Origin of the sequence: Mycobacterium nebraskense, assembly GCF_002102255.1 — a bacterium.
Classification (GTDB): domain Bacteria; phylum Actinomycetota; class Actinomycetes; order Mycobacteriales; family Mycobacteriaceae; genus Mycobacterium; species Mycobacterium nebraskense.
The window spans coordinates 21,423-36,476 of sequence record NZ_LQPH01000181.1; the positions used below are offsets into that span (position 1 = coordinate 21,423).

General features: G+C 63.5%; 10 protein-coding genes, 2 pseudogenes and 1 riboswitch. Of the genes and pseudogenes, 3 read left to right on the forward strand and 9 right to left on the reverse strand.

Features of this window, described 5'->3' with window-relative positions:
• Window positions 1-45: 45 nt before the first annotated feature.
• From AWC17_RS29980 to AWC17_RS30005, 6 genes and pseudogenes are all read right to left on the reverse strand, one after another.
• A pseudogene (locus AWC17_RS29980) lies at window positions 46-509 on the reverse strand (hemerythrin domain-containing protein); the annotation flags it as partial.
• A gap of 16 nt (window positions 510-525) precedes the next feature.
• Window positions 526-993: pseudogene (locus AWC17_RS29985) on the reverse strand (OsmC family peroxiredoxin).
• A 112-nt stretch (window positions 994-1,105) separates the two neighbouring features.
• Window positions 1,106-2,356, reverse strand: a complete 1,251-nt coding sequence (locus AWC17_RS29990; RefSeq protein ID WP_197083414.1) for a hypothetical protein — start codon at window positions 2,354-2,356, stop codon at window positions 1,106-1,108.
• Window positions 2,353-3,699, reverse strand: a complete 1,347-nt coding sequence (locus AWC17_RS29995) for a hypothetical protein (protein WP_046184075.1) — start codon at window positions 3,697-3,699, stop codon at window positions 2,353-2,355. Before AWC17_RS29995 ends, AWC17_RS29990 begins: the two co-directional genes overlap by 4 nt.
• Before the next feature lie 112 nt (window positions 3,700-3,811).
• Window positions 3,812-5,203 carry a condensation domain-containing protein gene (locus tag AWC17_RS30000; protein ID WP_046184074.1) on the reverse strand — a complete coding sequence of 464 codons (1,392 nt, stop codon included), beginning with the start codon at window positions 5,201-5,203 and terminating at the stop codon, window positions 3,812-3,814.
• A 433-nt stretch (window positions 5,204-5,636) separates the two neighbouring features.
• Window positions 5,637-6,671: a sulfotransferase family protein gene (locus AWC17_RS30005; RefSeq protein WP_231588584.1), complete on the reverse strand. Its 1,035-nt coding sequence runs from the start codon at window positions 6,669-6,671 to the stop codon at window positions 5,637-5,639.
• A 580-nt stretch (window positions 6,672-7,251) separates the two neighbouring features.
• Here AWC17_RS30005 and AWC17_RS30010 point away from each other — a divergent pair.
• Both AWC17_RS30010 and AWC17_RS30015 read left to right on the forward strand, forming a co-directional pair.
• On the forward strand, window positions 7,252-7,950 hold the full coding sequence (locus AWC17_RS30010) for a response regulator transcription factor (protein WP_046184073.1): 699 nt from the start codon (window positions 7,252-7,254) through the stop codon (window positions 7,948-7,950).
• A gap of 65 nt (window positions 7,951-8,015) precedes the next feature.
• Window positions 8,016-9,512 carry a sensor histidine kinase gene (locus AWC17_RS30015; protein WP_082123025.1) on the forward strand — a complete coding sequence of 499 codons (1,497 nt, stop codon included), beginning with the start codon at window positions 8,016-8,018 and terminating at the stop codon, window positions 9,510-9,512.
• A gap of 378 nt (window positions 9,513-9,890) precedes the next feature.
• Here the strand turns inward: AWC17_RS30015 and AWC17_RS30020 are convergent, their stop codons facing one another.
• The 3 genes from AWC17_RS30020 to AWC17_RS30030 are packed head-to-tail and all read right to left on the reverse strand — an operon-like array spanning window position 9,891 to window position 12,666.
• Window positions 9,891-11,099: a PPE family protein gene (locus AWC17_RS30020; RefSeq protein ID WP_046184071.1), complete on the reverse strand. Its 1,209-nt coding sequence runs from the start codon at window positions 11,097-11,099 to the stop codon at window positions 9,891-9,893.
• A 7-nt stretch (window positions 11,100-11,106) separates the two neighbouring features.
• Window positions 11,107-12,357 carry a PPE family protein gene (locus AWC17_RS30025; RefSeq protein ID WP_046184070.1) on the reverse strand — a complete coding sequence of 417 codons (1,251 nt, stop codon included), beginning with the start codon at window positions 12,355-12,357 and terminating at the stop codon, window positions 11,107-11,109.
• Between the two features lie 9 nt (window positions 12,358-12,366).
• Window positions 12,367-12,666, reverse strand: coding sequence for a PE family protein (locus AWC17_RS30030; RefSeq protein WP_046184069.1), 300 nt, complete (start codon window positions 12,664-12,666; stop codon window positions 12,367-12,369).
• 569 nt (window positions 12,667-13,235) lie between these two features.
• Window positions 13,236-13,413: riboswitch (M-box (ykoK) riboswitch) on the forward strand.
• 733 nt (window positions 13,414-14,146) lie between these two features.
• Here AWC17_RS30030 and AWC17_RS30035 point away from each other — a divergent pair.
• Window positions 14,147-15,054: transposase (locus AWC17_RS30035; RefSeq protein ID WP_244193547.1), on the forward strand; the 908-nt coding region annotated here is incomplete at its 3' end.

The following is a 15,054-nucleotide window of genomic DNA, read 5'->3' on the forward strand; positions in this document are numbered from 1 at the left end:
CGTCGTTTTGGGCCGGGAGAGCACAACAGTCGAGCCTCGCCCACCCGCTTGTTGGCATGCCCATCCCTCGGGGCGCGGCCGGTCTCGATGAACCTGCTCAGTTCCGCACTCGTTTGCGGTGGCAGCTTGGTGTCGGCCTTGGGATAGATGACCGGCTCCTCTTTGGAGTTGTGCTGGTGGAGCTGGTCCAGCAGCTGCGTGCACGTATCCCTCAGCCGCCGGTCGTCGTTCCCGTCAGCGAGCTGATCGGTCAGCGCGCCCATGGTGTTCCACAGCTGACCGTGCTCGCGCATCATCACGAAGATCGGCATCACAATCCCGGCGTCGCGGAGCGGTGGGAACAGAAATACCTCTTCGAGGTAGATGTGCCGGCGCAGCGCTTCCAACGTCTCGGTTAGTAGCTCGTGCTGGATGCTGCCGCTATCGAGCTTTTCAATGAAAGTCTCTATCGCATCATCGATCTCGTGGTGTTCTCGCGTCAGCTCAGCAGCTAAAGTTAGCCGGGGCATCGTGTGCTCCTCTGCGTCAGCCCGCGGGGCGGGAAGATTCGCCTTTGTCGAGCTCGGCATCGACACTGATCCTGGCGCCAGCGAACAATCGCGATACCGGACACAAGGCAGCAGCCTGGCCCACCACGGCGGCGAACGCTTCGTCGTCCAGGCCCGTGACCTGCGCCCTGACTTTCAATTGCGAGGTTGTGATCGTCGGGACTCCGTCGACCGCGTCCAGGGTGACGGTGGCCGTGACATCGAGTCGCTATGGCGGCGTGTGGTTTTCGCCCAACTTCAACGCCAACGCCATCGCGAAACACGACGAGTGGGCTGCCGCCGCGAGCTCTTCGGGGCTGGTCTTGCCGCCCGGGTGCTCAGTCCGGGAGGCCCAGGTCAACGGCAGGCCATCCAGAGCTGCACTGCTGCCTCGCGACAGTGTGCCTTCGCCAGAGGCCAGCGGGCCTTCCCACGTGGTCTGCGTGGCCCGTTCGGCAATGCTCATACTTCTTGACGGGTAACCGACACGCTTGAACTCGATGTGCTGGTCTACGTGAGACAGGCTGGATTGGCCGCTGGTCGGGGCATCGCGAAATGAGTACCTACAGGCGGCGCCGTTAGACCATCCGCGGTCCGCCGAACCCCGGAACCGTGCCTACCGGGATCAGCGCGAGCACGATGGCGAGAATAATGAACAGCCGCAATGCTTTCGGCGAGGGCTCCTGTTCGATTTCGGGCCTCCGCGCCGCGAAGAGGATGAACACCACCGCGACATCGAACGCCACGATCGTCAGCCAGCGGGTCCAGTCATAGCCGGTCAGGAAAACCGGGCAGATCAACAGCAGCCCGGCGATAACCCAGGTCATTCGGCCCCGCAGCGTCTCGGCGAACGCGCGCAGCGGCACGCCCGAAACATTGCTGAGCCCCCACGTCGTCACCGCCACGGCAAAGACACCGAACACCAGGGACATGGTGAGGCCGACTATTCCGATGTGGCCGACGGTTCGGACGGCATCCGCGATCCTATTGTCGTAGTTCGGCATCACGTTGCGGCACACCCAGTCGTGATAGTCGGTTTGCCTCGGTTGACCGTCGATTACATAGTGCAGCAACGTGGTTGGCGACCTGACCGTGGCAAACGGATTGGGCATCAGGTGATGGGGTACCGATGCGCACAGTTCAGCGGCGACGTCGTGTCGACCGAACGTCGCCACGCCGGCTGTCGTGGCGACACCCGGCATGACCGCTAGGAGCGCGCCAAGGCCCTGGGTGTCTTTCAGCGCACCGCCCAGGACGATGATCGCCAGCACGGCCCCCAATGCGAATTGCAGCCCTATTGCCTCGTGCACGAGCGTCAATGCCGCGATCGCGATGCCATAGGCCACGCACCATGCCATCGCGATAGCGCGCGAATGTGCGAGCACCAACGCTGAGGAGAACAGCGCCAGGGCCGCCCCGCCGAACAGGTCCGGCCGGGCCGAATATGCCGCGAACGGAACACCGAACGGCAGCAACGGAATCAGCATCGCGACCATCAGCCTGCGTTCAGACCGATGGCGACCGACGAGCACGCCCGCGACCGTCGCCAGACCGCACAGGTAGACCGCCGTCGACAGCCACCGCAGACCGAGCGTGACCGGGAAGTAATGTCCCGGGACCGAACGAACCAGTTCACCGGCGAGCCCGCGACGGACGAAGCCATGTGTGTAGTCGGCGGCGTAATACGACATCCAGTACACGTCGAGTGGAACGATCTTGATCGCGAACAACAGCACGACTACCGCCCAGGCCGCAATCGCGGCGGCGATACCGGCGTACCTAAGGTGGCGTGCGTGTTCAGCCGCCCTGAGGTCCAGGTTCACGATCAGATCCGGCCCTCGTAGACGGTGGTGGAGGACAGCTGCAGATCCGCCAATGCGCTACACGCGAGTTCGCGGATTTGCGCTGCGGTGTTGTCGGCGCCGCTCTCGCACACAATGACATTGAGAAACCGGCTGCCGTTGATTGTTCCCGTGCTGCAGAACAATTGGCCTTGAGTCTGCTCGATGCGGCGGCGGGTGATGCCCTGCTCGGCCAGTCGGATTGAGACCTCGGCGGCATCGGCACCGTCGACGCGGCCAACGGCGAGATCGAGGTTTCCCAGGTTGGAGCAGCCGACCGGAAGCTGGCCGGTCGACATGGCAATGCCTTCGGCGTGCCGGACCAGCCAGCGTGGCGTGAACGGTACGAGTGGCAGTCCCGCGAGCATCTCGTGGGGTTGTTGTTGCAGCGACGTCAGCAGCCTCTTGACATCCGCACGCACGCAACTCAAGTCGTTGGCCACCGCTGCTCCATCGACGGTTAGGGTGATTGAGGTCAATGCGTTGGCGCGGTCGTCGTTGCTGGCGCGATCACTGACCGGAAGCACGACCGTCACCGAGTTCCCGTCCGGAAGAACCCTGCCTATTCGGTGAGCCAGGCGAGCCACGAATGCGACGAACAGGGTGTTGCCGCTTCCGTTGAGACTGCGCGCACGTGCTTCCCATGCCGCGGCGTCGGTTTGCATCGTCACCGACGGCAGTGCCGTCTGGTCATCATCAGTCGGGGAGAGCGGCTCGGGCTGCCGCGCCCCGGGCGGAACCCGTGGACCAGACAAGGCCTTGAGCAAGATCACCAGAGTCGCGATCAGCGCGCGGATGACGGCCGGGAGGGCGAGAACGGCATCGGCCAGGTCCTCGCAAATTGCACGCACCCGGCTACGCGAATTCGGCTGTGGGTAGCCGTGATTGCGCCTCTCTCCCTTGACCGCCTCGGTTACAGCCGCTATCAGCGCGAGTCCGTCGACAACGCAGTGTGATGCCACCAGGGTGACCACTGCGCCGCCGTCGTCCAACGGCAGCGCACCAAGGTGAAACGTCGGGCCCCACTCAGGATCGACGGGCACCCGTGCGCGTCCTTCGATCCACGCGCCGATCTCCGACCGTGGTTGCTGCGGCTCTATCGCGATATCGGGTGTGCGGCTGTCGAGTATCCAGCGATGACGGCCGAACGGCAGCGCCGAGCGCTCGATCCGCCGTCCGAGAAGACCTGCACCGAGATTGTCTTTGAAGGTCCGCAATTCTTCGATGTTCACGTGGCGGTCGTACACCCACGTGCACTGCACCGTACTGCCCTGACCGGTCGCCCGCAGCCGTAAGAAGGCGGCCTGGTCCAGAAGCGCCAGTCTCGTCACTGGCACCCTGCTTCGGCCGCGGCGCTACGTGGAGAGTAGGTCGGCATCGTGCACCAGGTGAGTGTCGCCTGGGCACTCATACCGAGACCTTCGGCAGGAGAACGGAAATGCATCAGGAATCGTTGTGCGGCCCGGTGTCGGACACCCGCGTGAACTCGGCACGCATCGTCTCGACGTAGCGCAGGACGGACCTGCGCGCGACGTCGGTACCCGGGTAAGCGACCACTAACTGCGTTCCGCCGTGCATGCGATTGACCCACATGCATACCGTCTCCGACAGCCGGTTATCACCCCAGATGCCGGCACGCAATCCGTCGAAGTAGTCGCCGAACGGGAGTTTGCGGATGTCGATGTAGGACAACATCGGGACCGGTCGGTCCGGAACCTCGATGTGGCCCAATGATTGGTTGGGTCTCTCGAGCAGGTGGTAATAGGGCACGGAGCCGAGGGCCGTGTTCGCGTCGAACGACGCCTGGGCGGCGCTGACCACCTCGTCGAATGACGCACCGGCAGTCGGAATCGCTAAGGGAACGAAGCTGGCCAACCAACCGACCGCGGTGGCGTGGGCGGGATCTCGCCGGTTGTCGAACGGAGTGAGGCCGAAGTATGTGGCCGCGCCGGTCAACCGATGTTCGGTCAGTGCAGCGCAGGCGAACACGCCACCGCTGAAGCGTGCTCCCGCGGCGCGGCACGCCGCCTCAAAACGCCGGCCCTGGTCAGCATCGATCAGGTCGAACACGTCGATGGCTCCCGGGGTATCCGCGGACGCCTCGCCCAGTTCCAGTGGAAATCTCGGCAGCGCACCATTGTTCGCCGCGAGGAAGGCGCGCCAGCGCTGGATCTCGGGCGCGTCGTCACTCAGGCTCGCCGCGTAGGCACGCTGATTCGCGCTGTAGTCGCGATGACTGGCCGCGGGTGTCAGCGCAACTTGCGCCTTCTCCAGCGCGCTGAAGTACGCCGTCTGGATGTCCAGGAAGATCACACCGGCCGACATACCGTCCGCTCGCAAGTGATCGACGGCAATGTAGATTGTGAACCGGTCTTCGCCCTGGATGATTCCGAAGCTGAAGCAATCCCATTGCAGCGGATCGGGGGTATCGAGGATCAGTTTGCGGATCTGAAGCGGAGCCATCTCTCCGAGATCCGTTGGCGCCAGCGTGATGTTCTCCGGCTCGGTGATAACGTAGCGGAGGACCTCGTCACTGTCGCAGAAGGCAAATCGGTCGTGGTAGGCGTCATGGCGCCGCACATGGTTATTCAGTGCCTGAGTCATCGCGTCGATATCGCAGGTGCCCCTGATCTCCCAGGCTCCGATGCACAACCGCGGGATGTCACGGCCGAGGCTGACCTGGCGTCGGTAATATCGAAGATGTTGCGACTGCTGGTAACTCACCGGGGCGGGGTGATATTGCGCTTCGGCAGCGCGCGCGTAGGTGTTCGCGGTGGGGTACCAGGATACGACCGTGCCCTCGGCTGTCCAGTCGTCCACCCTGCCCAGGAACATGCGCTTACCTTTCGTTTGTCAGCTAGCGACGCCACTCCCGACGACCTTAACGCCATCGCGCATAGGTCGCTGAATGATGTTCAGTGTCAAGGAAAGCCCTGCTCCGCGGAGCCGATCAAGTGCCTCACGCTAGCTGCATTGACCCCTGCGCACAAAACTGTGGTTTAAGGTCGCGTTCGGTGTGCTGGCACACAGCGCAAATAGGCTGGTCGTGACGGTTCACGCGGCGCAGACATAGACCCCCCCTCTCGGGCTCTGAGAAATTTCCCCGTGAATGGCTGATGATCCTATCCGACTGCCAAGGTGTGCTCGTGTGAGGTCGTCGACGCGACGATTCGTATGTTGACGCGCGGTTAACTCCGAATTACATACCTAAACCAACATTTATCTCGACGCGAGAACCCATCTGTCGATTCCTCAACTCCTACCCGCGTCACACGCCCTGAGGCAATGGATCACTCTGATGCTCGCGGGAGTTGCCCGCCGGGAATTGTCCGTAATGTCGAAGCCGATGAGGGGCGATGCCCAGTCGTGTCGCTAGCACGCTGGCCGCGCGGACCCTTCGCGAGATGAACGGCGGAAACAAGGTGCGCACGAGTGTGCGATTGAAGTGGTCATCGAAATCCTTGAATACCTTCCGGAAATCCTGTGCACCAGACTGATACGCCTCGAAGATGCTATCTAGTGCGGATGTGTCGAAGGGCTCGTCCCGCGCGGCCGCACCCAGGGCTTGATAGACGGCGGACAACCAGTCTGTGCCGAACAGGTCTGTTACCGGGCCGAAGTAACGCTGGCGTCGAAGATTCGGCTTGAGAAACTCTTCGACTGCGGCCTCGTTCGGGGCGCTGAGGTCGATTGGCAGTGCTCTGGAAATCCGTGTCGTTTCCCGGCGCCAGTCGTCCAGAAGATTGGCGTAGTCGACGAATACGCGCGGCAGGCCGCGCGTGCATCTCTCGGCCAGCAGACAGTATTTGAGCCACAATGCACTAGCGAGTTCCGGCGAGGTACGTCCGTGCGTTGCAAGCGAAGCGGCGACCTCATGCGGGTGACGCACCGCGATTACGGCCGCTATATCGAGTTCGGCTCGACGCGCCGCCTCGAACCACACTCCAGATAGCACCGTAATTCTTGGTTCCTTGATGATGAGCAGCGACGCTGCCGGCAGCTTGCTAAGAAAGGCATCGATCTGGGAGACGCTGGCGGTGTTCTGAGCGCTCAACGGACCGTCGTCCGGCAGGCGCAGTATCGGATCGGCCCAATTGCTGCCCAGGCGGTACAGGATTGCTTCGTTGAGATCGACAGCTTTGCGCGGCTCCCAGAAACCGGCCGGGTTGGCCAGGTCGGCGCCCAAGAGTGCAGAGGGGAGGGCACCACCGCACAGCGAGAGCACCCGCGTGATCGCTGAGGTTCCAGACCGTTGCGCGCCCAAGACGAACACAGCAACTGGCCGGGCCGCCGCCATCGTCATTGCGGCAGGTGTGATCACGGACACAACTCCGTGTTCGACGCCTCGGCGGCCGTGGCAACGCCATCTTTCGTCATGCGTAGATTCGGTGGCAGGCCGACATGGGGCCAGTTGTACGGCTGTTCGAAAAGCCATTTGTAGAAGAGCATTTGGATGTCCCGGGTGATTCTACCTTCACCCGAAAACGACCACTTGGCGCATCGGGACGCAAAGAGTCGGTTGACTTGCGTTGCCGCGCAACAGCACGACCAAAATCCGGCGATGCGTACTTGGGCCGTGGGTCGCCTTGCGGAACTCATGGCACGTTTGGTACCGGCACCACTCGCAGGAGCTATGGTCGCCGGTTCGGCGACATGAAATCGGGGATCGCTGACCGTCGTGGCAAGTGTGCTCGGTGTTGGTTGCATGTGGGACATAGGTGCCTTCCATGTCTGGCCCAATGTAATGCCGGCGGACGGTGACTATAGGAAGCGAATCTGAAGCCGACCTGAAGACATCGTCTAGGCGATAATTCCTTCATGTTGATTTCAGCAAGGTGTCGAGAATATGAGGGATGAATAATTCCCCTCGCGGGTCGCGGTACATGGGAAGATCTGGGGCACGCCCAGGCACTGCGGCGCGGATATTGGTGGTGGAGGATGTCCGGGCGATCCGCGACATGGTCAGCGAGGCGTTGACCGACGTCGGGTATCTGACCGCGACCCGGCCCGATGGTGCCGGGCTGGAAGACGCGCTCGACGCGTTTCGGCCGGATCTGGTGGTTCTGGATGTGATGATGCCCGGCCGCGATGGGTTCGACTTGATTGATGTCATCCGCGACTGGGGCCCTGCCGGAATCGTATTGCTCACCGCCCGAGATGGGTTGCCCGACCGGCTGCGGGGGCTCGACAGCGGCGCGGACGACTACGTGATGAAACCTTTCGAAATGGCCGAGCTGATCTCCCGTGTGGCCGCGGTACTGCGCCGTCGCGGCCAACTACCAGCCGTCGTCCAGTACGGAGATCTGACTTTGGACTTCGACGCCGCAGTCGTCGTACGCGATGGATCACCGCTGGACCTGACCGCCACCGAGCTTCGCCTGCTTGGATTCTTGGCTGAGCAGCGCGGCCGCATCGTCAGTACCAGCCAGATCCTGAACGCCCTATGGGGCTACGACGCCTACGACGCCAACCTGGTGCACGTTCACATCAAGAAGTTGCGCCACAAGCTGGAGGCCCACGGACCCCGTATTCTGCACACTGTGCGTGGCATCGGCTACCGTCTGCAGCCAATCCGGCCGTGAGCGATCAACCTGCCCCGGCGTTGCCGCATACCCCGACACCGTCGTTGCGCCGGCGGGTAGCGCTGATGGTCCTTGGTGTCCTCACCGTTGTGTTGTTGGTGCTGGGCATCACCATTGATCTGCTGTTGGGCGTGCAGGCTCGGCGCGACCTCCACCATCGAGTGATGGCCAGCGCCGCTCGCGCCGACGCGCTGGCCGCCGCCAACACCCCACCCGATCAGCTGGTGAGGGAGGTCGGTGGTGGGGGAATCCGCGCGCTCCTCGTCGCCGCAGACGGAACCACCTACGGTGACAGTGCCATCCGGCCCGACACGATCAGCGGGCCTACTATCCCTCCACCTCCACCGCCGCCACCGCCGGGCTGGCCGTCAAAGTTCCCGGACTGGCTGACACCACCTCCGCCGGGCTGGCCATCAAAGCTCCCGGACTGGCCGCCACCACCTCCGCCGGGCTGGCAAGCACCGTCAAATTTGCCACCACCCCCGCCGGGTTGGCCGGGGGATGCTACTGCCACTGCTGTAGTGCACCAACTGCAGTCGGGTGGGCGGTTGATCCTGGTCGCCGACACGACTGAAACCACTGCGTTGATCCGGCGGCTGCGTGAAGTTCTGGTCGCCGGCGGCCTGATCACCCTGGCAGTGGCCGGTCTGCTGCTGATCGCCGTCACCCGCTCCGCGCTGCGGCCGCTGGATCGGCTGACCACCCTGGCCCGATCGATCACTACCGGCGACCGCGGCCAGCGGCTACGACCCGACCGTGCCGGCACCGAACTCGGCCGCGCAGCAGCAGCATTCGACGGCATGCTTGATGCTTTGGAAGCCTCCGAACAACGCACCCGACAGTTCCTCGCCGATGCCGCTCATGAACTGCGCACACCCATCACTGGTATCCGTGTCGCTGCCGAGCAAATACTGAGCGCTGCAGCCGAATACAGTGACGATGAACACACGAATAACCAGTATCGGCGTGCAGCACTGCTGCTCGATGAATCTCGGCGGGCCGGTCGATTGGTCACCGACATGCTCGATCTCAGCCGCATCGACGCAGGCGTGGCCCTGGATCTCTCCGATGCTGATCTCGTTGAAATTGCCGAAGTCGGACGAGAACGCGGAGCGCTGCTCTCACCGGCGATCACCGTCACCCTCACCGGTGAGCCGACTGTGCCTATCCGCGCCGACCGGGACCGAATCGCACAAATCGTATCGAATCTCGTTGACAACGCGCGCCGACACACCCCGCCCGGCGGGCACATCGTAATCGACGTACGCGCCACCAAACACTTGGATCCGGCCGGTGACACCGAGCCTCGCGCCCAGTTAACCGTCACAGACTCCGGGTCGGGCATCCCAGACGCCGACCGCGAGCTAATCTTTGACCGACTTGTCCGCCTCGACACGGCCCGCGATCGCGACCACGGTGGTGCTGGGCTTGGCCTACCCATCGCCCGCGCACTAGCGCGTGCCCACCACGGAGACCTGATCTGCCTGCCGCATCAACCAGGAGCACGCTTCCAGCTCAGCCTGCCGCTGCATCCCAGCGCGTTATACGCAGGTTCCGTGTAGTTGCAGGCTAGGCCCCGGGAGGGACGGTTCGACATCGAGCGTGCCGTGGGGTTCTGCTGCTTCGGCGATCTTCACCGGCCGTGAAAACCCCGATGGCCCGGTTTGCTTTGCGGGGGTGCTTGCCACGTCATCTATGGCAAGCACAGCACGACCGTTGGCGCAGGGGTTTCGCGGGACGCTGCTCAAGTCCGTGGCCACGTTGAGGATTTGATCATATCGCCGGGCGATCGCTTCGTGATCGGTGGAGCAGGTGCCGCGCCATTGATTCTTGGCGGAACCTTCGACGAGCGATCGTACGCAGCAACAGCATGTGGGTCGATGGCGAAATATGCTGCCTCGGAAGCGATCCGGGCCGGCGGTTCCGGCGCGTGTCGGCGGCTATCCGGCTGACGGCGGCCGGCCAAGCACGCGTTGCTTGAGGCCGTATTTGTTGCTGAAGCCCTCGGTGGCGCGGCGTGCAGCCCTGCCACCCATGGGCATCCCGCCCAGCAGGGCATTTGCTCCACCTTGTTGTCCGGCAGCGTAACTGACGGCCGCTGCCTGGATGGCCGGTTCCTCAAGCGCTCTCGATGCAGTTCCCCAACTCGAGGGCACCGACAGGCCTCCGACCTTGCTGGCCGATGCCAAATTCGCTGACACGGCTTGGCCGCCAAGGTTACCCAGACCTAAGTGCGCAAACTGCGGTGTCGGAAACCACGCCCCGCCCGCCCCGGCCGTTGTTCCACCTGGCCCGGTTGTCAACTGCTGCCCGATTGACATCCCGAAATTGGACAGACCCGCCGAAAAATAGGCCAGGCCTGTGGTTTGTTTGAGAAGCGTGCTGTAGTTCGCGGAAGTGAGTCCGAACAGCCCTGATCCCGATGTGGACGACGTGGATGATGTAGTGGATGTCGTGGACGACGTGGATGTCGTAGCCGAGGACGAGACCTGTTCCACGGCTTGCGATGTGGTGGATGTGGAAGTCAGTTGGGTGGTCGTGGCCGCTGTGGTCTGCGCGGAGTTGCCCGCCGGCGTGGAGGTCGCTTGGGTAACCGCGGCGGATTGTTCGGTCGCCGCGTCCGAGGTGGCGGTGTTTGGCGGTGATACGAACGGGGATAACTGCGATGCGGTCGCCGAAGAGGCGGCATAGCCATACATGGCGGCGGCGTCTTGAGCCCACATTTCCATGTAATGGGCTTCGGTTTCCGCGATTGCCGGGGTGTTTTGTCCCAAAAAATTGGTGGCGATCAGCGTGGCCAACAGCACCCGATTGGCTGCGATCACCGGCGGGGGCACCGTCGACATAAACGCGGTCTCATAGGCGGCGGCGGCCGCTCGGGCCTGGCTAGCGGCTTCCTCGGCCTGGGTGGTCGCCGCGCCGAGCCAGGTCATGAACGGGGCTACCGCCGACACCATCGAGGCGGCCGCGGGCCCGACCCAGGGCGCGCTCGTCAGCTCGGAGATGACCGAACTGTAGCCGCTCGCCGATGCGTCCAGTTCTGCTGCGACTTCGTCCCAGGCCGCAGCCGCGGCCATGATCGGCGCCGATCCCGGACCCGTATACATGCGGCCGGAGTTGATCTCCGGTGGTAACGCTGCGAAGTCCATAGTATTGCTATCCTCCGAAAGGGGGGCGGGCCATGACGGTGGGGCGGACTCCGTATCGGGGACCACGGCCGCCCCCCTCAGCGCCGAGGCCGGCAAATGGCATGCCGCCGAGCAGGTTTCCGGCTCCGCTGGGGTCGGGGGCGGCGCTGACGGTACTGACCGGTATGGCATGGGTGAGCGCCGGTGCCGCCCCCGTCCCCGCCCATACTGGAGGCACCGACAACGGGCCAACCGAGGTGGCATTGCCCAAAGCCGCCGCGACGTGCGCGCCGCCACCCAGCAATCCTCCCAGTCCGCCGAGCCCAGGCAGTGCCTTGGCCGCACTCGCGGCACCGCCGATCATTCCTAGGCTCTTGGCGATCTGAACACCGCTGTTGCCCATGCCGACACCGAAGTACGGCAAGCCCTCGGTGTTATAGAAGAGGCTCGCGAAGGGGCTGTAGCCGTTGACGAGCGAGCTCAGGCTGGTGGGCAAGCTGGTCTGCCCGGTCAACAGGGACCAGATCTCGGTGAGCAAGTTTGAGGACGAGCTGCTCGACGAACTCGACGAGCTGCTGGACGAACTGCTCGTAGTCGCGTTCGACGAGGTGCTCGACGATGTCGTTGACGATGCCGACGACGCGAGGCTTTGCAGGGTGCTGGGCACCTGCGACAGGGTGGACTGCGAGCTACCAGCCGAAGTGCCTGTCGCCGACGTCACCGCGGCGCTCTGGGTGGCTTGGGCGCTTGAGTTGGTGATCTGTGGGGCGTCGGTAAAACTCGTCACCTTGGTGGCTGACGAGCTCTGGCCCGCATAGGAATACATCGCGTTGGCGCTTTGGGCCCACATCTCGCCGTATTCGGCTTCGTTGGACGCAATGGCGCCGGTGTTTTGTCCCAACACGTTGGTTGACACCAGCTGCGTCAACTCGGCGCGGTTGGCCGCGATCAGTGGTGGAGGTGTCACCGAAGAAAGCGCGGTCTCATAGGCCGCGGCGGCCGCGATGGCCTGGCTGGCGGCCTCCTCAGCCTGAGAAGCGGTGGTGCTCATCCACTCCACATACGGACTAACCGCGTCGGCCATTGCCGTCGAGGCCGACCCGAGCCACTCCTCGCTGGACAACTGTGTTACTACGCTTTGATAGCCTAATGAGGCTGAATTCAGCTCGGAGGCAAGAGCATTCCACGCCGAGGCCGCTGAGGTCAGCGATGTCGACCCCGGACCGGCATACAGCCTCGCGGAGTTGATCTCCGGTGCTAACGAACCGTAATCCACCATGGTGAACCCTTACCCGACCTCGGCCGCGCGGGCTATCATGGTCGGCGCTTCCGCAGCGACGGTGGCACCCAAGACGCGCGCCAGTAAGTCAAGAGCGACGGCGGCCTGGCTGTACACCGTCTGGTACGCCTGTCCATGGGCGCTGAAACGTGCCGCCGTTACCGCAGATATCACGTCGCCGGCAGGAGGGACGACTCCCACCGTCGGGACGGCTGCGTCGGCGTATTGGGCCGCCAATGTCGAATTGACGCCCGGCAAATTGCTCACCGCCTCCACCAACTGCCCGAGCTGCCTTGTCTCAAATGGCATGTCGCCTCCCCAATGGTCACTAGTCGCACTGATGCCGGGACCGTATGAGGCGAATCTGAAATCAAACTGAAAAATCCACTGCAGCAGCTTGTTTTAACCTTGCGTTTCCCTACAAGTTGCAGCGGCAAGTCAAGAATCACGATGAAAAAAACCCACTGGCAGGGTGTTTCGCTGCTTCCGACTTGACGGCGCCATAACTGCCAAATGCCATCCAGAACTAACCACCCCAACTGCACGCGCGCCGCTCGTCCTGTCGCCCTCTGTCAGCGCATCAGCGGGAGGCCATGGCGAGGCCATGGCGGCCAGTCACCTCGGAGGTCCCACAGTCACCCTTGTGGCATCTCGTTTAGATCCGGTCCGATTCAACATCAACCCCTCGCGCCCAGCGGTTTTAGCTGTGGGAAGTCGCCAGTGCGTGCCACCCGACCGCAGGGTCGCGGGTCTCCGGCGCGGTCCGTGCGTATGGCTGCAGACAGGTGCATCCGCGTGATCGGCTGGCGTGGGTGCCGAAAACTGTTTTCCTGCCGCACAGTTGACTATCGCGCATCCCGGTGCAACTATTGCCGACGCAAGCACCTCGCTAGGTGAGGCGTCTGTACGGACAAAGGCCACTGACCCCGAACGTCGAAAGACGCCTCCGGTCAGGACAGCTCTTCCCGGACTAAGGGTTGAGCCCAAGTGGCTTTCGGCTGCAGTCAGGGCCGGATACGCCGTGTAGTGCCAAAGCTCTGACGAGAGGGGTGCCGCGACCCGCCGCCGCGTCGGTCCGTTTCATCCCGCCTTTGCAACAAATTGGCGACCCCGTGCGCCACGGCCGTAAGGAGGTGAGCGAACTGAGTCCATGTGGTAGACCCTGCCCGAGACCCAGGACCATTTCACCCCGTGCCGGCCTAGGTTCATCCTAACGACTGAATTATTCTGCGCCGCTTGGGATAATGCCCGGCGCAGCGCACCGTGATGCGTGTACATCGGTTCGTGCCCCCGACCCGTCAATCGTGAGTTCCCCCTGCTCTGCGTAAGGAGATGTCCAATGTCTTGTAGGACCGCGCACCCACTGACCCTGGCAGCTAGAGAAGGACAGTTGCATGATGTCGGCACGACGCGGACCACAAAGGAGGCGGCGTCGGCCGGCCTAGCGACCGGTGTCGTACCGGCTAGCGCCGACGCGCAAACTAGCTTGACTGCAAGGCAGTTCGAATCTGTAGCTAACGAATTAGCAAGCGGGGCATGTCGGCACACACGCGCCGCGGTCCGCGTGCACCAATGCGTACGGACCGTAGGCGCCAGCTCCGGCTTATCCACGAGCACTGACGCCGCCGGCGCGGCTCCGAGGTGTTAAGGGGTCACCATGGTTGACTACGGTTCGTTGAGGTTGTCCCGGTCTTCGTGGAATTTGAGGTGGCGGTCCCTCACCTGAGGCCTGCCTGATGGTAGGTCTTCGGGTGAACGACCAAGAACACCCACGAAGGAAGGGACCGCCATGAAAACCGTACCTACTATTCGCGTTGCTGACACGGCCGATGCCGTGGTGTTGGCTGATCTGCCGGAGGAGATCGCACTGGCGTTGACCGATATCGCTGGCGTGGCGCGGGAGGGGCTGTTGGCGATGAGCGTGGCCGCCGGGATGGCGGTGATGCAGGCACTGTTCGAGGCCGAGATTGCTGAGGTGGCCGGACCGAAAGGCAAGCATGATCCGAACCGGGCCGCGGTGCGCCACGGCACCGGGCGCGGCTCGGTCACGCTGGGCGGGCGCCGGGTGGCGGTGGATCGGCCGCGGGCGCGCAGCCTGGATGGGCACGAGGTGCCGCTGGCCAGCTACACCCACTTCGCTGCCGAGGACGTGCTGACGCGGGTGGTGATGGAGCGGATGCTGGCCGGGGTGGCTACCCGCCGGCACGCGCGGGTCGCCGAGCCGGTCGGCACCGTGGTGGACAAAGAGGCGAAATCGACTAGCCGCTCAGCGATTTCGCGCCGGTTCGTCAAACAGACCGAGACCGCGCTGGGTGAGCTGATGGCCCGCGACCTGACGGGCGAGGACATCAAGGTGCTCATGCTCGATGGTGAGCACATGGCCGAGCGCTGCGTGGTGGTGGCGCTGGCCATCACCGCCGACGGAACGAAGAAGCCGATCGGGCTGTGGGATGGCTCCACGGAGAACAAGACCGTGGTGCGCTCGCTGTTGGCCGATCTGGTCGACCGTGGCTTGACGGTCGATGATGGGCTGTTGGTGGTCATCGACGGCGCCAAGGCGCTCTCGGCGGCGGTGCGGGAGGTGTTCGGCGCCAAGGCCATCATCCAAAGATGCACCTTGCATTATGCCGATGTCCGGATTATGCCGATGTGGGTGGCGGATCCCTTGCAGGGCAACCTGTTTGTGGCAAAGAGGTC

Bases quoted from the DNA above. Each gene is read 5' to 3' on its own strand.
- AWC17_RS30020 (WP_046184071.1), bottom strand. From the start codon at position 11,099: ATGGACTTCGCAGCGTTACCACCGGAGATCAACTCCGGCCGCATGTAT.
- AWC17_RS30010 (WP_046184073.1), top strand. From the start codon at position 7,252: ATGGGAAGATCTGGGGCACGCCCAGGCACTGCGGCGCGGATATTGGTG.
- AWC17_RS30015 (WP_082123025.1), top strand. From the start codon at position 8,016: ATGGTCCTTGGTGTCCTCACCGTTGTGTTGTTGGTGCTGGGCATCACC.
- AWC17_RS30000 (WP_046184074.1), bottom strand. From the start codon at position 5,203: ATGTTCCTGGGCAGGGTGGACGACTGGACAGCCGAGGGCACGGTCGTA.
- AWC17_RS30005 (WP_231588584.1), bottom strand. From the start codon at position 6,671: ATGACGATGGCGGCGGCCCGGCCAGTTGCTGTGTTCGTCTTGGGCGCG.
- AWC17_RS30030 (WP_046184069.1), bottom strand. From the start codon at position 12,666: ATGCCATTTGAGACAAGGCAGCTCGGGCAGTTGGTGGAGGCGGTGAGC.
- AWC17_RS30025 (WP_046184070.1), bottom strand. From the start codon at position 12,357: ATGGTGGATTACGGTTCGTTAGCACCGGAGATCAACTCCGCGAGGCTG.